Here is an 18,823-nt window from a genome sequence, read left to right as displayed (position 1 = left end):
GGTCGTTCTCCTAGGCGAGGCGCACGCGCGGGTCGATGTAGGCGTAGGTGAGGTCCACGATGATGTTCAGGATCAGGATGAAGAAGGCCCCGAACAGCATCACGCCCATCGTCAGCGGCAGGTCCTTGGTCAGCGACGAGTCCACTGCCAGGCGGCCGACACCGGCCAGCTGGAAGGTGAACTCGGTGACCACGGCACCGGCGAGGAGCGCGCTGAGGTCCATGCCGAGGATGGTGACGATGGGAGCGAGAGAGCCGCGCCAGGCGTAGCGGAAGAAGACGTACCGCTGTGGCATGCCCTTGGCCCGCGCGGTGCGGACATGCTCTTCCTGAAGCTGCTCGATCATGGTGGAGCGAGCCATACGCGTGTACTGGGCGGTGAAGATCGTCGCCATGACGGCCCAGGGAATCAACAGCCCGTAGGCCCAGCCGATCGGATCGTCCGTGAACGGAACGTACTTGGGGCTTTCCATCCACCCTGTCTGGTAGACGAAGATGCCAAGAACGATCGGCCCAAGGAAGTAGATCTGGAACGAGCTGAGCACCATCGAGGCGCCACTGACGGCCTTGTCGACCGCGGTGCCGCGCTTCCACGCAGCGATGAGTCCCGAGGCGAGTCCCAGCACCAGGAAGATGACGAGACCGCCGATGGTCAGCGACAGCGTCAGCGGGAAGCGGTCCATGATGGACGCCCAGACGAAGTCACCAGTGCTGAAGGAGACTCCGAGGCACGGTGCGGGGCAGTGGCCGACAGGGAAGTCCCGGCCGGTGACGATGCCGACCATGAAGTCCCAGAACTGGGTGGTGATCGGCTTGTCGAGGCCGAGATTCTCGCGGATGACCGCGATGTTCTCCGGCGAGCAGTTCTTGCCGCAGGAGAGCTCGGCGAAGTCCTGAGGGATTGTGTAGAACAGGAAGAACGTGAACGCGCCGATCAGGAACATGATGACGACGGCGCCGGTCAACCTGCGGATGAGGAACTGAAGCATCGCGGGAGGCTGCTCTCTTCGGAAGCGGCGGGGTAGTAAGGGGGGGAGGGTCCGTGGGGGTGCGCTCCGCCTGGCGCACACCCCCACGGATCAGCCGTGATTCGGTGTTACGGCTGGATCAGGTACAGACGGTTGATGTCGATGTAGCTCGAGTTCGTGCTGTACCGGGCGCCACCGATGTTGGAGCCGAAGAGCTGGATCTGCTTCGAGTAGTAGACCGGAGCAGCCGGGTTGATCTCCTCGACGATGCGGTGGTGAGCCTCTTCCCACTTCTTGGCCGCGGCATCGGGCTGCAGGACCAGGGCTTCCTGGATGAGGGAGTTGACCTTCTCATCGTTGATGTGGGAGTAGTTCGACGCGCCGTCGGAGACCAGCGTGCCGTCGTAGACCGGGGTCACGACCGTCGACGGGGAGGACCAGTCCTGGCCCCAACCCGTCATGTACATGTCGTACGGGTTCTTGACCTTGCCGACCTGCTCGTAGAAGCTGGCGCGCTCGATCTCCTTGGCCTGGACGTCGAAGCCGATGGCGTTCAGCGCGTCCTTGATGATGACCATCTGCTTCTGGCCACGCGGCGTGTTGGAGTAGGCGTAGGTGAGCTTGGTGCCCTGCTTGAAGCCCGCCTCCTTCAGGAGCTGCTTGGCCTTCTCCGGGTCACCGTTGGGCTTCTTCAGCTTGCCGAACGGGTCGTACGTCGGGTCGAAGCCCGGCAGGGTGGGCGCGAACAGACCGCCGGCCAGCTCGCCACCGTACTTGCCACCGTCAGCCTGGATCATGCGCTGGTTCGGGAGCGCGTAGGTGATCGCATCGCGGATCTTCTTGTCCTTGATGCGGTCCAGGTTGAAGGTCAGCTGCCACACGTAGGGCTGGTAGCCCTTGATCGTGCGCTTGTTGACCGCCGCGTTGGTGATCACGGACTGCATCTGGGCCGGGTCGACCGAGTCCGTGAACTGGATGGCGTTCTTGGCATCGCCCTGGTCGGCGATCAGACGCTTGGTCTGGCTCGGGCCGTCGATCGTCGTGGTGAAGTTGTAACCGTCGACGTACTGGTGACGCACCGCGTCCGTCTTCGGGTCCCAGTTGGTGTTCTTGACCAGCGTGAGGGACTTGCCGGACTTGTACTCAGCGATCTTGTACGGGCCGAGAGACTTCGGGGCCTTGTCGTACTTCTCCTTCGTGTCGTCCTTCTGCGGGACGATGCCGTAACCGGCCATGGCCAGCGCCTGCGGGAGGTCCGGGCGGGCCTTGTCGAAGTGGAAGACGACCGTCTTCGCGTCCGGGGTCGCGAGGACGGAGTCCGGAAGGTGCTTGCCCTTGTACGGGCCGTCCGGCAGCGCCTTGCGGTAGTCGGAGCCGGAGAGCCAGCTCTGGATGAAGGAGGGACCGTCGAAGATGACCTTCGAGTACTGGCGCTCGATGGTGTGACGGACGTCGGCCGAGGTGATGACGTTGCCGTCCTCGTCCTTGATGCCGTCCTTGAGCGTGTACGTCCAGGTCTTGCCGCCGTCGGAGGACTTGCCGGCGTCGGTGGCGATGTCACCGACGACGGTCAGGTTGCCCTTGTCGTCCTCCTGGTAGTTCGTCAGCTTGCGGTGAAGCAGGTTGGCGAACTGGCCCGCGTCACTGACGTAGATCTGACCCGGGTCCATGTGGGAGAGGTCCGACTGCGTGTAGACGTTGATGGTGCCGCCGGGCTTGGCGCCCGGGACCTCTGCCGCCGGGCCGTTGGACTGAGCCGCGGTGCCGTAGACGACAGGCTGCGACTGGGCCGCAGCGTCCTGCTTGGACTTCGACTCGTCCTTGGCGTTCTTACCGCTGTCCTTGGAGCAGCCGGTCAGCGCCAGCGAGCCCGCCGCAACTGCGACGACCATGACGCGTGCGGAGCGCGAGTGAATGGGCTTCATGAGCTCGTTACACCTACCTGTCGGTTGTTATCCAGAAAAGCTGCCTGACCGTCCGGTTGCCCGGTGCGGGGGCGGCAGTTACCCCCACCCATGGACGTCACCGTCCGGTCTTGGGGTCGAATGCGTCCCGGACCGAGTCACCAAGGAGGTTGAAGCAAAGAACAAAAACCACCATGGCGACGCCCGGGAAGATCATGAACGCCGGGTCCTGCTCGTAGATCCCGGAGCCGATCGCGAACATCCGCCCCCAGTCGGGGGTGGGTTCGACGAAGCCGACACCGACGTACGAGAGGAACGCGATGCTCAGGATGGAGCTGGGCAGCGTATAGGTGCCCTGCACAAGGATCGGCGTGACGATGTTCGGGAGGATCTCCTTGCGCACGATCCGCCACCGCGAGGCGCCCGAGACCTTGGCCGCCTCCACGAACTCCCGCTCCCGCAGGGTGAGTACGGAGCTTCGGACCAGACGGGCCATGCCCATCCAGCCGAGGAACCACATCACCAGCAGGATCGCGACGACGCGCAGGTAGGTGGGGGTCTCGTCCGCCGGAGAGACGAACAGCGCGGTCACGACGGGCATGAAGGCAATGAAGAACAGCTGGCTCGGGAAGGCGAGGAAGAAGTCGGTCGTCCGGCCCAGCCAGTAGTCGACCCTGCCACCGAAGTAGCCGCCCACCATGCCGATGATCACGCCCGTACCCACGCTGAGGATCGTGAGGATGAGCGCCAAGTACAGCGAGGTGCGCATGCCGTACAGCAGCATGGTGAACACATCGCGGCCCAGGTTGGGTTCGACACCGAACCAGAAGTCGCTGGAGATGCCGCCGAAGCTGCCGGCGGGCATCGCGAAGTCGTCGAGCAGGTTCGCGTACTCCGGCTTCGTCGGGTAGAGCGTGTAGGGATCCTTGCCGTACAGGGCAGAGATCACCGGCGCCAGCGCCGCGATGACGAAGAAGAACAGCACCACCCAGGCGGAGATCACGCCCGTGCGGTCACGCTTGAAGCGCATCCACATCAGTTGCCCCGGAGAGCGGCCGACGGGCGCCTTTGCGTCCGCTGCTGTGGTCTGTTCGTCCAAGGCGACAGAGGCCGTGGCGTCCTCGGCCTCGATTGGACTGGTCATGATGTGTCCATTCACAGATGTCGGGTACCGGCGCCCCGGCAGGTTGCGACGGTTGAGTCAGATGCACTCACCGCGTCGGACCTGCTGCGTGACGGTCCCCGCTGCCCACCGGCACCCGGCACGGGTACGGCGGCAGGGCCGACGCCTGACGGAGATCACCCCAGGGCGGTGCGGCAGAAAGGGAGCGTCGACAGGAGTGGGTTTCACTCCCGGGAACGCGAGTTGAGCGGTAGGACGGGCTGAGAAATCGTCAGCCGTTGCCGGCGACGGGGCCGGGTGAGCCGCTATGAACGAAACCGGCCTGACACGCCGTCCAGGACGACGCACCCCCACTGGCGCTCAGGGCACCGCACATGGGTTCCTCCTCGTGAGTCCACGTAAACAGTATTGGCACGTGATCTTCCATCGACACCCCTGACGACGAAAGAGCAGTACCTCGTGTGCTCGTGAGTCGGCACTCCCCACAGCGCGTGACCCATTGACCCGAGCTCAATGGAGCCAACTATTAAGTACGACCAGGCTGTAAACCACACTTAAAGTGTCTCGGTTTGACAACATCGATACCCCCCGAGCGCCCGAAATCCGGACAAAGTCATCCCAGACAGACGCACCCGAAACGGACTGTTAACACGTGTTCCGGAGAGCGACGCCCGATACTCGGACATCTCGACGGGAAAACGGGTTGCGCCCGGCCCCGATGGACCCGTTCCCGCGACTCCGTCGCCGGAACGGACCGGTGCCCCGGTCCCCCGGAAAGATCCGGGCGCCCGGGGCACCTGCCGAACACACGACGTCGGGACCCGCCGATCGGATCAGCAGCAGGCCGTCGCCGTCGCCACGGCTCAGCAGTACGTCTTCTTCACCGCCTCGGCCAGGGAACCCTTGGGCGGCTTGGTGCCACAGCGTAGACCGCCCTCGACCGCCGTCGTCCAGCTCTGGGCCTTGCCGTAGCGTCCGGTCTTGATCCACTTCGTGCCACGGTCGCACCGCCACTGCGTGTAGTAGCCACCGGCCTTCCTGATGCCGGCGAAGAACACATAGGTGCCGTTCTTGCCCACTTTGTAACTGATCGACTCCGCAGTCTTCTTGGCCCTCTTGCCCTCCGCCTTGAGCTCGAGGCCGATGGACCCCTCCAGGCTCACGAGAACGATCTTCCCGCTCACCTTCGAACCCGCCGTCGCCGTCACCGAAGCAGTGATTTCGCACACCTTCTCCGCGCTGACCGTCTTCGTCGCCGTACCGCCCGTGCAGTTCTCCAGAACCTTCCGGTGCGTGACCACTCACGGCTTCGCCTTGCCGGTCCAGGTGAGCTTCGTACGCCCGGGGCTGCACATCGGGTCATTGCCCGAGGCTGCCGCCACGGCGGGCGCCGCCAGCAGGGCCGACATCGCCGCGCCGGTCACTGTTGCCGCTATGAATTTCCGCACAACTTCCCCCTTGCTTCTGCGAACGAACTACGTTCGCAACACCTTCGGCCACCGCGCCGGTCCAGCGCGATGGAGCCGATGCTGGCCGCAACAGTGCGGCTTTTCCAGCAAGTTGAGAAGTTCCGAGATTTGGGTACATGCATCCTCGCAAAGGGTGACCGAAATCACGGCATCCATATATCCTTTGCATATGCGTACTTCCATACGCTTCCTGCATCGTTGGACGCAAAAATGCCCGGCCCCCCGAAGAACGGGGGGCCGGGCATTTGTCCCGGGCCGGACCGACCGCAGCCGGACGGTCCGACCGAGGGTCAGCGCTTGGCGCGCGACGCGGCGCGGCCGCGCTCCTTCTGGTCCAGGACGACCTTGCGAATACGCACGGTCTCCGGGGTCACCTCGATGCACTCGTCCTCACGGCAGAACTCCAGGGACTGCTCCAGCGACAGCTTCCGGGCCGGTACCACGTTCTCCGTGGTGTCCGCGGAGGCGGCACGCATGTTGGTGAGCTTCTTCTCCTTGGTGATGTTCACGTCCATGTCGTCGGCGCGGGAGTTCTCGCCGACGATCATGCCCTCGTAGACCTCAGTGCCGGCCTCGGTGAAGATGACACCGCGCTCCTGCAGGTTGACCATCGCGAACGGCGTCACGGAACCCGCGCGGTCGGCGACCAGCGAGCCGTTGTGACGGGTGCGCAGCTCACCGAACCACGGCTCGTGGCCCTCGAAGATGGAGTGCGCGATGCCCGTGCCGCGGGTCTGCGTCAGGAACTCCGTACGGAAGCCGATGAGGCCACGGGACGGAACGATCCATTCCATGCGGACCCAGCCCGAACCGTGGTTTGTCATGGTCTCCATGCGGCCCTTGCGGGTCGCCATCAGCTGGGTGATCGCACCGAGGTGCTCCTCGGGGGAGTCGATCGTCATGCGCTCGATCGGCTCGTACGTCTTGCCGTCGATCTGCTTGGTGACGACCTCCGGCTTACCGACCGTGAGCTCGAAGCCCTCACGGCGCATCTGCTCGACGAGGATGGCCAGCGCGAGCTCGCCGCGGCCCTGGACCTCCCAGGCGTCGGGGCGCTCGGTGTCCAGGACGCGGAGCGAGACGTTACCGATCAGCTCGCGGTCGAGGCGGTCCTTCACCTGGCGGGCGGTGACCTTGTGGCCCTTGCCGCCCTTGCCGACGAGCGGCGAGGTGTTCGTACCGATAGTCATCGAGATGGCCGGCTCGTCGACCGTGATCAGCGGCAGCGCGATCGGGTTCTCGGGGTCGGCCAGCGTCTCGCCGATCATGATGTCCGGGATACCGGCGATGGCGCAGATGTCGCCGGGGCCCGCCATCTCGGCCGGCTTGCGGGTGAGCGCCTCGGTCATCATCAGCTCGGTGATGCGGACGTTGGACATCGTGCCGTCGCGCTTGATCCAGGTGACGGTCTGGCCCTTGCGCAGCTCACCCTGCTCGACGCGGCAGAGCGCGATACGGCCGAGGAAGTTGTCGGCGTCCAGGTTGGTGACGTGGGCCTGCAGCGGCGCCGCTTCGTCGTACTCCGGAGCGGGGACGTGCGCCAGGATCGTGTTGAAGAACGGCTCCAGGTTCTCGCTGTCGGCCGGGACGGTGCCGTCCTCCGGCTTGGTCAGCGAGGCGACGCCGTCACGGGCGCAGGCGTAGACGATCGGGAACTCGATCTGGTCCTCGTCCGCGTCCAGGTCCAGGAACAGGTCGTACGTCTCGTCGACGACCTCGGCGATCCGGGAGTCGGGGCGGTCCGTCTTGTTGATGCAGAGGATCACCGGCATCTTCGCGGCGAGCGCCTTGCGCAGCACGAAGCGGGTCTGCGGGAGCGGGCCCTCGGAAGCGTCGACGAGCAGCACGACCGCGTCCACCATCGACAGACCGCGCTCGACCTCGCCGCCGAAGTCGGCGTGGCCGGGGGTGTCGATGATGTTGATCGTGATCGGGTCCCCGCCGTCCTTGGGGTGATACTTCACCGCCGTGTTCTTGGCGAGGATCGTGATGCCCTTCTCACGCTCCAGGTCGTTCGAGTCCATCATGCGGTCGTCGAGGTGCTCGGCGGCGTGCGCGGCGAAGGCGCCGGCCTGCTTGAGCATGGCATCGACCAGCGTGGTCTTGCCGTGGTCGACGTGGGCGACGATGGCTACGTTACGGATGTCGTGGCGCGTGGGCATGGGTGGCTTGCGCTTCTCTCGGATCGTGGGATCAGGCGTCTTAGTCGGTCTCAAGTCCTCGTACGCCCGCCGGGCGGACACGCCACGGCTACCCCCCATGGTACGGGGCTGGCGCCATGACGGCTTCCCGGGCAAGCGTTACCGGCCGCAGGGGAGGGCGCCCGGCCACGAGGGGCGGGCCCGTCGCGTCCTGGGAGAGCGGCTCTTCGCGGTGGAGGTTTCCGCTGTCCGGAGTGCCGCAGGTCACCACGGCCGGCTGAAGGCAGCCGTCCCGCTCGGCACGGTCGCGTCCGCGTTCCGCCCGATGTTGGCACCGGCGTACACATCTGTTCCGGTGATCTTCACCGGTGGTCAGGGACACGGTCCCCCACGCGGGGGAACTCGACGCGGGAACGTGCGCAACTCCGGAGGTGGGGGGCTCCGGAGCTGCGGCTCTGAGTGGTGCGCGGAGTTGGGGCTCCGAGGTCAGCACTCAGCGATGAGACTCATGGGTGGGGGAAGAGCGGCTACCCGGGTCAAGAGGTGCTCATGACCTTGCCCGCCGAGGCCCCGGCGGGCAAGGGGATTGAGCCAGTTCTGAGCTTCCTCTGAGGTTCTGACCTGCTACTTCCTACGATTCGCGGGGGAACCGGCCGCTTGCGGCTTCTTGAAACCGATGTCCTGGTAGTGGGGCACTCCGAAGCCGAAGGCGCCGACGTTCACGAGCTTCCGGTCGGCGGCCACCAGCTGCGGACGCTGATAGAGCGGAATGGATCCCGCGGCGGCCCAGATCCGGGCGTCCGCCTGCCTGATCAGGTCGCGGGCGGCATCCTCGTCCAGCTCGGCGACCGCCTGGTCGAAGAGCTGGTCGATGTGGTCCGTGCCGACGCGGGTGTAGTTCTGCTCGACCAGCAGGGATCCGTCGGTGGCGGGCACCGGCTTGGCGAAGATCGGCCGGTCGTCGGTGGCCGGGTAGGCGGTGGCCGGCCAGGAGTACAGCGCCAGGTCGTACTCACCGGCGGCGATGTGGTCCTTGAAGTAGCCGGCGTCCGCGACCTTGATGATCTCCGTGCGGACACCGATCGCATCGAGCATGGCCGAAATCTTGTCCCCGACGGTCCGGAGTGACTCCGATCCGGGACCGGACGGCAGGACGAAACGCAAGCTCAGCGGCTTGCCGTCCTTGCCGAGGGTGCCACGGGCCGAGTCGGCGACCCGGGCCGGAGCCGCCGGGGCCGCGGTTCCGGCGGGGGCGTAGGCCCCGGCCGCACCGCCCGTCCTGCGCTCCTGGACGGTGACCTTCTCACGGGCGCCCTCGGAGGCGCCGGTGTCGGCGACGGCGGGAGCGCCGGCATAGGGGCTGGTGAAGGCGTCGGCCTGGCGCAGCAGGGAGACGCTCTGGACGGCCGCAGTGGTGGCGGGGGCGAGGATGTGACCGGAATCCTCGTCGTCGCGCGGCCTGCTGTCGCGGCCGGGCTTGCCGTCGTCGCCCGGCTTGTCGTCACCACCGGACTTGTTGCGGTCGCCCACGATGTACAGGCTGTCATCGGCGGACGGCTTGCGCTTCTCGCCCGCGCCCGCCGTCCTGCCGGCGCTCCTGTCCGCCTTCTTCTCGGCCTTCTCGGCCTTCTCGGCCTCGGCCGCCCTCTCCTCCGCGGCCCTCTCCTCCGCGGCCTTCTCGGCCTCGGCCGCCTTCTCCTCCGCGGCCTTCTCGGCCTCGACCGCCTCTTTCTGCCGCTCCGCCCTGCCCTTCGCCTTCTCGCCCTCGCTGCCCGCCTTCGTCCCGGCGGACTTCTGCGTGGCGCCGTCCCGCGTCCAGCCGGCGTCGGCCAGCAGCGCCTGGGCCTCCTTGGGGTCCTGCTTGCCGAGTGCGTCGCTGCTGTCCCGGTACCCCGGCTGACCGGCCAGCGCCAGGTGGCTGCCGAGCGGGGTCGCGGGCAGGCCGAGCGGCCCCAGTACCGCGTCGGCGAGTTCCTGGCGGTCGAGCGCACGGGCCACCGCGCGACGCACCCGGTCGTCGGACAGCGGCCCGGACTCGCCGTTCAGCGCGAGCTGTGTGTAGGCGGGCTCCAGGGACTTGCGTACGGCATAGGCGCGCAGCCCGTCCTGTTCGGCGGCGTACACCTCGGCGGCGGCCCGGGTCTTCGCCCGGGCGGCCCGGGCGGCGGCCGCCGCCTTCTTGTCGGAGCCGTGCGCCACGGCCCAGGAGCGCAGGGCGGCGGCCGGGCCGATCTCCGAGCCGGGGCCGTGGGTGAGCGGCTGCCCGTTCCCGCCGTTGTCGCGTGCCGCAGCCACGATCCGGTGCGCCGCCTCCGCGTCGATGTCGGCGACGTCGATCTTGCCGTCGGTCAGCGCCTCGACCCGGTCCTGCGGCTTGACCTTCCGGAAGACCAGCGAGTCCAGCTTGGTCGGGCTTCCCCACCAGCGCATGCTGCGGACCAGCGTGACGGTGCCTGCCTTCTTGTCCACACCGCTGAGGCGGAACGGCCCCGATGTCGCCGCGAGGGTGGTGCGCGCTCCGTCGTTGAAGGCGTCCGGGGAGCTGGTCACCTGCTTCGGGTACAACGGTGAGAAGAGGGAGCGCCAGTCCGCATACGGCTTGGCGAAGGTGACCCGGACCTCCAAGTCGTCCTTGCCGCGCTCGATCCGCTCGATCCGGTCGTAACCCGCGTTGCGGGCGGTCCAGAACGCCGTGTCCTTGCCGCTCAGCGCACGCCACTGGGCGACGAAGTCGGGGGCGCCGATCTCCCGGCCGTCGCTCCAGACCGCCTTCTGGTTGAGCCGGTAGAGCACGACCTGCTTGGGCTCCCGCTCGATGATCTTCGCCGATTCCAGATAGTCCGGATTCAGCCGTGGGACGCCCTTGGTGTCGAGCGGGAAGAGCGTCGGCAGCAGGGCCCCGGTGATGCGGGTGGTCGAGGCGTCGGCATCCGCCTGGAAGGCGTTGAAGGTGGTGGGCATCGCATCGATCGCCCAGCGGACCGTGCCTCCTTCGGCGACCTGGCTCCGGAGGGCGGGGGCCACATCCTGCGGTACGACGGTGGCAGTGGTGTCCGCCTTGTCCGAACCGCTGCACCCGGCCAGCACGGGCACCGCGAGCACACCTGTCGCGAAGAGCGCGAGCGAGCGGCGCTTTCGAACCGTCCCGCGCGGGACGCCGACGTAGGACATGGCTGATACCTCCGAGGCCGGCCCGGTCCACTCGCCTGCGAATGGACTGGATTATGCGTTTTGGTGGCATTTGCAGTTGATCACACTGGTTCCGCTCATCCACTGAAGGTGCCCGCGCACGAGAGGCGGCGCCGACACGGCGCACCGGCCCGGAACCTCACCCGCGCGGCGGAGCATCCGGTCAAGCCGGAACGGCCCGCTCTCTTCCCAAAGGAGATGTGACGCGCGACACTCGCATGCGCATGAGCACTGCCACCCGCAACCGCGGAGGTGAGAGAAGTCATGTCACTGCAGGACGAATTGACGGCTGTTCAACATCGCCTCGACGACCTCGTCCGCACCGTCGGACGGCTGGAGCGGAGCCTTGCGCAGCTGCGCACGGCCGAAACCGGGCCGCAGCCGCTCGGAGCCGCCGGTGGCGCCGACCGCCCCGACGGCAGCGCCGCGGGCACCGACATCATCACGATCACCGAGGCGCCGTACGACGCCGCCCTGTGGACGGACTCGGACGACGAGGGTCTGGGCGTCCGCGGCAGGCACGCCCCCTAGGAGAGTTCCTTGGCCACCGGAACGGAACCAGGTACGGAACCACCACAACTGAAGAGGACGGCCCGGCCCGGCGCCCGCGCCCGGCCGTCCGGTGTGCACGACGCCTCGCGGGCCGCCATCGCCGCCCGCCATCTGCGCACCGACCGCTGGTGGCTGGCGCCCGCCGCGACCGCGGGCGGCCTTCTGGCCTTCATCGTCTACTCGACCTGGCGGGCCTTCTCGAACGCGGACTACTACGCCGCCCCCTATGTGTCGCCGTTCTACTCGCCCTGCCTGGCGGAGAACTGCGCCCCCATGCGGCACGGCCCGAACTGGGATCTCTTCGGCAGCTGGTGGGGCCTCTCCCCCGCCCTGCTGATCCTGATCTTCCCGCTCGGCTTCCGGCTGACCTGCTACTACTACCGCAAGGCCTACTACCGGGGCTTCTGGGCCTCGCCCCCGGCCTGCGCGGTCGCCGAGCCGCACACCACGTACACCGGCGAGACCCGCTTCCCGCTGATCATGCAGAACATCCACCGGTACTTCTTCTACGCTGCGGTGCCGGTCGCCGGGATCCTCACGTACGACACCGTGCTCTCCTTCCGCGACGAGCACTATGCCTGGGGCCACATGGGTCTCGGCTCCGTGATCTTCCTGGTCAACATCACGCTGATCTGGGCGTACACCCTGTCCTGCCACTCCTGCCGGCACATCATCGGCGGCCGGCTGCGGCACTTCTCCAAGCACCCCGTGCGCTACCGGCTGTGGGGCTGGGTGGGCCGGCTCAACGCCCGGCACATGCTGCTTGCCTGGGCCTCCCTGATCAGCGTGGCGCTCGCCGACTTCTACGTGTATCTCGTCGCCTCCGGCGCCTTCGACGATCCGAGGTTTTTCTGAATGACAGAGCTCGAACGGCAGCAGTGGGACGTCGTCGTGGTCGGTGCCGGAGGCGCCGGGCTGCGCGCCGCCATCGAGGCACGGGAGCGCGGGGCCCGTACCGCAGTGATCTGCAAATCGCTCTTCGGCAAGGCGCACACCGTCATGGCAGAGGGCGGAATCGCCGCCTCCATGGGCAATGTGAACTCCGGGGACAACTGGCAGGTGCACTTCCGCGACACCATGCGCGGCGGGAAGTTCCTCAACCAGTGGCGCATGGCGGAGCTGCACGCCAAGGAGGCACCGGACCGGGTCTGGGAGCTGGAGACCTGGGGTGCGCTCTTCGACCGGACGCCGGACGGAAAGATCTCCCAGCGCAACTTCGGCGGCCATGAGTACCCGCGGCTCGCACACGTCGGGGACCGTACCGGCCTCGAACTGATCCGCACCCTCCAGCAGAAGATCGTCCAGCTGCAGCAGGAGGACTACCGCGAGCACGGCGACTACGAAGCCCGGCTGAAGGTCTTCCAGGAGTGCACCGTCACCCGCGTCCTGAAGGACGGTGCCCGGGTCAGCGGGACCTTCTGCTACGAGCGGGAGTCCGGCCGCTTCTTCGTCCTCGAAGCCCCCGCGGTCGTCCTGGCGACCGGCGGCATCGGCAAGTCCTTCAAGGTGACGTCGAACTCCTGGGAGTACACCGGCGACGGCCACGCCCTCGCGCTGCTGGCGGGCGCGCCCCTGCTGAACATGGAGTTCGTGCAGTTCCACCCGACCGGCATGGTCTGGCCCCCGTCGGTGAAGGGGATCCTCGTCACCGAGTCGGTGCGCGGCGACGGCGGGGTGCTGCGCAACTCCGACGGCAAGCGGTTCATGTTCGACTACATCCCTGATGTGTTCAAGGAGAAGTACGCGCAGTCGGAGGAGGAGGGCGACCGCTGGTACGAGGACCCGGACCACAACCGCCGCCCGCCCGAACTGCTGCCGCGCGACGAGGTCGCCCGCGCGATCAACTCCGAGGTGAAGGCGGGTCGCGGCTCGCCGCACGGCGGGGTGTTCCTGGATGTCTCGACCCGGATGCCCGCAGAGCGGATCCGGCGGCGGCTGCCCTCGATGTACCACCAGTTCAAGGAGCTGGCGGATGTCGACATCACCGCGGAGGCGATGGAGGTCGGCCCGACCTGCCACTACGTGATGGGCGGCATCGCCGTCGACTCGGACAGCGCGGCGGCCGTCGGCGTGCCCGGACTGTTCGCCGCGGGCGAGGTCGCGGGCGGCATGCACGGCTCCAACCGGCTCGGCGGGAACTCCCTCTCCGACCTGCTGGTCTTCGGCCGGCGGGCCGGGCTGCACGCCGCCGAGTACGCGACCGGGCTGTCCGCCGTCCCCGAGGTGGACGACGGGCAGATCGACGAGGCGGCTGCGGAGGCACTGCGTCCGTTCAGCGCGGAGGGTCCGGAGGACGGGGCGGCGGCCGAGAACCCGTACACCCTCCACCAGGAACTCCAGCAGACCATGAACGACCTGGTCGGCATCATCCGGCGGGCACCCGAGATGGAGCAGGCCCTGGAGAAGCTGGCCGCGCTGCGGGGACGGGCGCGCCGCGCCGGGGTCGAGGGGCACCGGCAGTTCAACCCCGGCTGGCACCTCTCGCTGGACCTGCGGAACATGCTGCTGGTCAGCGAGTGCATCGCCCGCGCGGCGCTGGAGCGCACGGAGAGCCGCGGCGGGCACACCCGCGAGGACTGCCCCACGATGGAGCGCTCCTGGCGGCCGGCCAATCTGCTGTGCCGGCTGGCCGACGGCGGCGCCACGGCGCAGGACGACCGCAGCATCGAACTCGTACGCAGGACGACCGAACCCATCCGTCCGGATCTGCTCGCCCTCTTCGAGAAGGAGGAGCTGGTCAAGTACCTCGCCGAAGAGGAGCTGTACGAATGAGCAGCTACGACGCACGGTTCAGGGTGTGGCGCGGCGACACCGAAGGCGGCGGTCTGGAGGACTTCACGGTCGAAGTGAACGACGGCGAGGTCGTCCTCGACATCATCCACCGGATCCAGGCCACCCAGGCGGGCGATCTGGCGGTGCGCTGGAACTGCAAGGCGGGCAAGTGCGGTTCGTGCAGCGCGGAGATCAACGGGCGCCCACGGCTGATGTGCATGACCCGCATGTCGGTGTTCGACCGGGACGAGACGATCACCGTCACTCCGTTGCGGGCGTTCCCGGTGGTCCGTGATCTGGTGACGGACGTGACGTTCAACTACACCAAGGCGCGGGAGGTGCCCGCCTTCGTGCCGCCGGAAGGGGTGAAGGCGGGCGACTACCGGATGCAGCAGGTCGATGTGGACCGCTCGCAGGAGTTCCGCAAGTGCATCGAGTGCTTCCTGTGCCAGGACACCTGCCATGTGGTCCGCGACCACGAGGAGAACAAGAAGGCGTTCGCCGGACCGCGCTTCCTGATGCGGGTCGCCGAGCTGGACATGCACCCCCTGGACGCCGCCGCCGAGTCGGGACTCGACCGGAAGGCGACGGCGCAGGAGGAGCACGGGCTGGGCTACTGCAACATCACGAAGTGTTGCACCGAGGTGTGCCCCGAGCACATCAAGATCACGGACAATGCGCTGATCCCGCTGAAGGAGCGGGCGGTGGACCGCAAGTACGACCCGCTGGTGTGGCTGGGCAACAAGATCGGCCGACGCCGGGACGCTCCGTGACCGGGTTCGGGCCGAGCCCCATCGGACCGATGGGGCTCGGCCCGAACGGGACGTTCTCGACAGGGCTCAGCCAAGCAGCTTGACGATCGCCTCGGTGGTGTCCGTCTCGCCGAGCCGCGGGAAGATCTTCTCGACGCTGTTGGCGTGGGCGCCGCCGTCCATGTCGGTGACCGCGTCCGTGACGACGGTGACGTGGTAGCCGTGCTCGTGTGCGGACCGCGCGGTGGACTCCACGCCGATGCTGGTGGCGATGCCCGTCACCACGACCTGAGTGACGCCGCGGCGGCGCAGCTGGAGGTCGAGGTCGGTGCCGTAGAAGGCGCCCCACTGCTGCTTGGTGACCACGATGTCGCCGTCACGCGGGCCGAGTTCGGGGGCGATGTCCGCCCAGTCGGCGGCCGGCTGACCGGAGCGCTGGGCGCCCTCGGTGCGGCCGGGGGCGCCGCCGGTGACACGGACCAGAACGACCGGGAGGCCCTTGGCGCGGAACGCGTCGGCGAGGGCCGCGGACTTCGCGACGATGTCGGCGGAGGGGTGAATGGTGGGGAGGTCGACGATGCCCTTCTGCAGATCGACGACGACCAGGGCGGTCTTCGGATCGAGAGTGGTGGCGGTCACGGTGGCGCTCCTCTTGGGGGATGGACGGTGCTTGCCTGGAGTGGTCAGGAATGGGTGCGCAGGGCGCGGTCGGTGACGGTCAGGATGATCAGCAGCAGGCCGAGCACGGCAGAGACCGCTGCCATGAGATGGAGCCCGCCGACACTCGCCGACTGGCCGTAGGCGAGCGCGATCAGGCTGGACGCGGTGATGGCCCCGATGTACTGGGCGGTGCGCTGGAGTCCGGCGGCGGAACCGATGCTCTCGGGGGGCGCGTACGCCTGGACGGCGGCCTGGTTGCTGGTACCGATCAGCCCCTGCGGGATGCCGAAGCAGGCTCCGGCGAGCAGCAGCACGGCGACCGGCGTGGAACCGGAGAGGAACATCAGCACCGCGGCCCCGACGGTGAGCAGCACGCAGGCCAGTGTGAGCGGGCCGCGGATGCCCTTCGTGCGCGCGCCGAGCAGCGAACAGACCAGGGCAGCGACCGACATCGGCAGCATCAGCAGTCCGGTGTACCCGGACGAGTAGCCACGCGCCTCTTCCAGCCACTGCGTGAATCCGTACATCACGCAGTAGATCAGCAGATAGCTCAGTCCGTGGCGCAGATACGTACGGGCGAGTGCGGCGTTGCCCGCGATCATCCGCAGGTCGATGAAGGGCTGCGGGCGACGCAGTTGCCACCACACCAGCACGGCGATCAGCACGGCGAAGGGGGCGAGCAGCCACCACAGCGGATGGGAGAGATCGAGCAGGAAGAAGACCAGCACGGTCAGGGCGGCGGAGAAGAGGCCGATGCCGAGCGGGTCCAGGTCGAGCCGGGGCACACCGCCGCCGGCGTCGCGCGTGCGTTCCGGATCCGCCGGGATCCAGAACAGCGCGGCGCCGAGCGCGACTAGGGCGACGGGCACGTTGACGGCGAAGATTCCTCGCCAGCCGACGACCATGACGAGCAGCCCGCCGAGCGTGGGCCCGACGGCGGCGCTGCCGAGCGCGGCGAAGGAGAGCCGGGCCAGGACGGGGCGCGGGGTGACGCGGCCGACCCGCCGGGACTCGTCGCGCAGGACCGACATGGCGGCCGGGTAGGCGGCCGACGTACCGATACCCAGCAGCAGCCGGGAGGCGATCAGCCAGCCGAAATTCGGCGCGAACACACCGACGAGTCCGGACGCGAGCACGACGAGCAGACCTGCGACGAAGACGCGGCGGGGGCCGAGGGCGTCGGCGAGCTTGCCCAGTACGGGCTGGGCGACGGCGCTGGCCAGGTAGAGGACCGAGATGAGCCAGGCGGTGTGGGCGGCGCCGATGCCGAATTGGTGCCCGATCGCCACCAGCGCCGTGGAGATCATGGTGGTGTTGAGCGGATTGAGCAGGGATCCGAGGAGCAGCGGCGCGGTGAGGCGCCCACTGAAACCGGGGCCGGGGGTGACGCCGGCCGAGGGGCGACCGGGGACCGTGGTCGCGGTGACCGGGAGGAGGCCGAGGCCGGTGGGGGTGGCGACCGTGGTCGCTTCCGGTGCAGGCCGGTCACTCGTCGCCTTCACGTTCACTTTCACCACATTCGCCGCCGGTATCGGTTCCGGGGCGGTCACTTCCCGACCAGGCGGTCGAGGAGAGCCGTGGCCTCGGCGACGGTACGGCGCTCGGCCCCGTCGAGCTCGGCGGCGATCGCCTCGGCGAGCCAGTTGTGCTTGGCGGCTCTGACCGCGCCGAGCGTGGTCCGGCCGACCTCCGTGATCGACATGACCGACTTCCGGCCGTCGGCGGGATCCGGCGCCCGCTCGACGAGCCCCTGGCTCTCCAACACCCCGAGGGTCAGCCGCATGGACTGAGGCCGTACGTACTCGGCACGGGCCAGCGCGGCCGTGGTGGCCGGGCCCTCCCCGTCGAGACGGGCGAGCACCGAGCGCTGGGTCGGGGTGAGCAGGCTGTCCGCCGAGGTGGTGCGCAGCCGGCGCAGCAGCCGATTGACGACGGACGCCAGCTGCGTCGCGACCTGCTCGGCGCTCGGCTCGGTGGGTGTGGCTTCGGACGATGGTTCCCGCATGCCGCCATCGTAAAAGATGCACAGGCAATCTTGCAAGGTTACCTGTCTATTTTCATGGCGACCTTGCTCGTGGCACAGCACGCGATCTAGGGTGAATGCGCTTTCAACATGTGCAGGTGCGGAAGAAGAAGCGGACGGTCGGTTCGGGTGAGTGCCCCAACGGTGTACGACGTCGCCGAGCGGTCGGGCGTCTCGATTGCGACGGTCTCGCGGGTCTACCGCAACCCCGACTCCGTGCGCACCCAGACCCGCGAGCGGGTCCTCGATGCGGCCCGGGAGCTCGGGTACGTACCCAGCGGGAACGCACGGGGCCTGGCCAGCCGGACGACCGGAGTGCTCGGGCTCTGCTTCCCCGACTACGCCGACCCGGACGCCGAGGCCGACGCGGAGGCGGACAGCGACGCCGACGACGCGGTGATGCTCTACTCCGACCAGATCATCCGCGGCATGGAGCGGGCGGCGCGGCGCCACGGGTACGCGCTGCTGATCGCCGCGTCGCTGGAGGGCGGACCCGAGAGCCTCGTCGCGAAGGTGGCGGGCCGGGTCGACGGATTCGCGGTCCTGGCGCAGACCGTGCCGACCGAGGACCTCGAGGTGATCTCCCGCCGACTGCCGGTGGTAATGCTCGCCGGGCCGCGCGAGATCGATCACCTCGACCACATCGTCGTGGCCAACGCCGACGGCGAACGCGAACTGGCCCGCCACCTGATCGAGGACCACGGACTGCGCAGACTGGCCTTCATCGGGGGCGAGGTGGCGTCACCGGACGCCGAGGCGCGGTTCCGCGGCTTCCAGGAGGCCTGCCGCGACGCCGGACTCCCGGTGCCGGACGCGCCGGACCTGCGGGCCGAGATGATGACGCAGGCCGAGGGCGCCCGGACCGCGGAATCCCTGCTCGACCGGTACGCGGGCCTGAGCGACGCGGAACGCCCCCAGGCCATGCTGTTCGCCAACGACCAGATGGCGGTGGGCGCACTGCGCGCTCTGGAACGGCGCGGGGTGCGGGTGCCCGAGGAACTCGCCGTGACCGGGTTCGACGGGATCCCGCTGAGCCGGATCGTCCGGCCGTCGCTGACGACCGTACGACAGCCGATCCGGCAGCTCGGCGAGCAGGCGGTGGAACTGCTCGTGCAGCGCCTGGGCGACCGGGAACGCGAGCCGGTGTCCCTGATGCTCCCGGTGTCCCTGGCCCGCCGGGCCAGCTGCGGCTGCGGCTGACCCCGGCCGCCACTCGGGACGAACCGCAAGGCCCAGCCGTACGGCCCGCGAGGGCAACCCGCCCACCGCGC

At 68.2% G+C, this 18,823-nt stretch carries 15 protein-coding genes; 5 read left to right on the top strand and 10 right to left on the bottom strand.

The annotated features are described in order from the left end of the window. Positions 1-10 precede the first annotated feature (10 nt). The 7 genes from LRD69_RS21480 to LRD69_RS21450 form a co-directional block, all read right to left on the bottom strand. A complete protein-coding gene (locus LRD69_RS21480) occupies positions 11-988 on the bottom strand; it encodes an ABC transporter permease (RefSeq protein WP_277328173.1) in 978 nt (325 codons plus the stop codon). Positions 989-1,095: 107 nt separating this feature from the next. After that, complete coding sequence (locus LRD69_RS21475; protein ID WP_277328172.1) at positions 1,096-2,892, bottom strand: ABC transporter substrate-binding protein; 1,797 nt, start codon at positions 2,890-2,892, stop codon at positions 1,096-1,098. Between the two features lie 97 nt (positions 2,893-2,989). Next, complete coding sequence (locus LRD69_RS21470; RefSeq protein ID WP_277328171.1) at positions 2,990-4,015, bottom strand: ABC transporter permease; 1,026 nt, start codon at positions 4,013-4,015, stop codon at positions 2,990-2,992. Positions 4,016-4,857: 842 nt separating this feature from the next. Beyond that, the gene (locus LRD69_RS21465; protein WP_277328170.1) at positions 4,858-5,295 is read right to left on the bottom strand and encodes a hypothetical protein; all 438 of its coding nucleotides are present in this window, start codon (positions 5,293-5,295) and stop codon (positions 4,858-4,860) included. Then, positions 5,296-5,442: a hypothetical protein gene (locus LRD69_RS21460; protein WP_277328169.1), complete on the bottom strand. Its 147-nt coding sequence runs from the start codon at positions 5,440-5,442 to the stop codon at positions 5,296-5,298. Between the two features lie 311 nt (positions 5,443-5,753). Then, complete coding sequence (gene typA / locus LRD69_RS21455) at positions 5,754-7,625, bottom strand: translational GTPase TypA (protein WP_277328168.1); 1,872 nt, start codon at positions 7,623-7,625, stop codon at positions 5,754-5,756. 603 nt (positions 7,626-8,228) lie between these two features. After that, complete coding sequence (locus LRD69_RS21450) at positions 8,229-10,775, bottom strand: ABC transporter substrate-binding protein (protein ID WP_277328167.1); 2,547 nt, start codon at positions 10,773-10,775, stop codon at positions 8,229-8,231. Between the two features lie 282 nt (positions 10,776-11,057). On the opposite strand from LRD69_RS21450, the gene LRD69_RS21445 reads away from it, so the two are divergent. Genes LRD69_RS21445 through LRD69_RS21430 form a run of 4 tightly spaced genes read left to right on the top strand, consistent with a single transcriptional unit; the run spans position 11,058 to position 14,890 of the window. Further along, positions 11,058-11,324 (top strand): hypothetical protein, encoded by a 267-nt coding sequence (locus LRD69_RS21445; protein ID WP_277328166.1) that lies wholly within the window; start codon positions 11,058-11,060, stop codon positions 11,322-11,324. A 48-nt stretch (positions 11,325-11,372) separates the two neighbouring features. Continuing rightward, positions 11,373-12,200, top strand: a complete 828-nt coding sequence (locus LRD69_RS21440) for a hypothetical protein (protein WP_277329830.1) — start codon at positions 11,373-11,375, stop codon at positions 12,198-12,200. Then, positions 12,201-14,117 (top strand): fumarate reductase/succinate dehydrogenase flavoprotein subunit, encoded by a 1,917-nt coding sequence (locus LRD69_RS21435; protein ID WP_277328165.1) that lies wholly within the window; start codon positions 12,201-12,203, stop codon positions 14,115-14,117. Continuing rightward, entirely contained in the window at positions 14,114-14,890 is a 777-nt protein-coding gene (locus tag LRD69_RS21430; protein ID WP_277328164.1) for a succinate dehydrogenase/fumarate reductase iron-sulfur subunit, read from the top strand. Before LRD69_RS21435 ends, LRD69_RS21430 begins: the two co-directional genes overlap by 4 nt. Positions 14,891-14,956: 66 nt before the next feature. Here the strand turns inward: LRD69_RS21430 and LRD69_RS21425 are convergent, their stop codons facing one another. The 3 genes from LRD69_RS21425 to LRD69_RS21415 form a co-directional block, all read right to left on the bottom strand. Continuing rightward, on the bottom strand, positions 14,957-15,508 hold the full coding sequence (locus LRD69_RS21425) for an isochorismatase family protein (RefSeq protein WP_277328163.1): 552 nt from the start codon (positions 15,506-15,508) through the stop codon (positions 14,957-14,959). Positions 15,509-15,552: 44 nt separating this feature from the next. Beyond that, positions 15,553-16,875 (bottom strand): MFS transporter, encoded by a 1,323-nt coding sequence (locus tag LRD69_RS21420; protein WP_277329829.1) that lies wholly within the window; start codon positions 16,873-16,875, stop codon positions 15,553-15,555. A 200-nt stretch (positions 16,876-17,075) separates the two neighbouring features. Next, the gene (locus LRD69_RS21415) at positions 17,076-17,534 is read right to left on the bottom strand and encodes a MarR family transcriptional regulator (RefSeq protein WP_277328162.1); all 459 of its coding nucleotides are present in this window, start codon (positions 17,532-17,534) and stop codon (positions 17,076-17,078) included. Between the two features lie 147 nt (positions 17,535-17,681). On the opposite strand from LRD69_RS21415, the gene LRD69_RS21410 reads away from it, so the two are divergent. Further along, positions 17,682-18,752: a LacI family DNA-binding transcriptional regulator gene (locus LRD69_RS21410; protein WP_277328161.1), complete on the top strand. Its 1,071-nt coding sequence runs from the start codon at positions 17,682-17,684 to the stop codon at positions 18,750-18,752. Positions 18,753-18,823 lie beyond the last annotated feature (71 nt).

Source organism: Streptomyces sp. JH14, from assembly GCF_029428675.1.
Taxonomy (GTDB): Bacteria; Actinomycetota; Actinomycetes; order Streptomycetales; family Streptomycetaceae; genus Streptomyces.
Note: the sequence above shows the minus strand (reverse complement) of the source record. Positions and strands in the feature narration are given on the sequence as shown.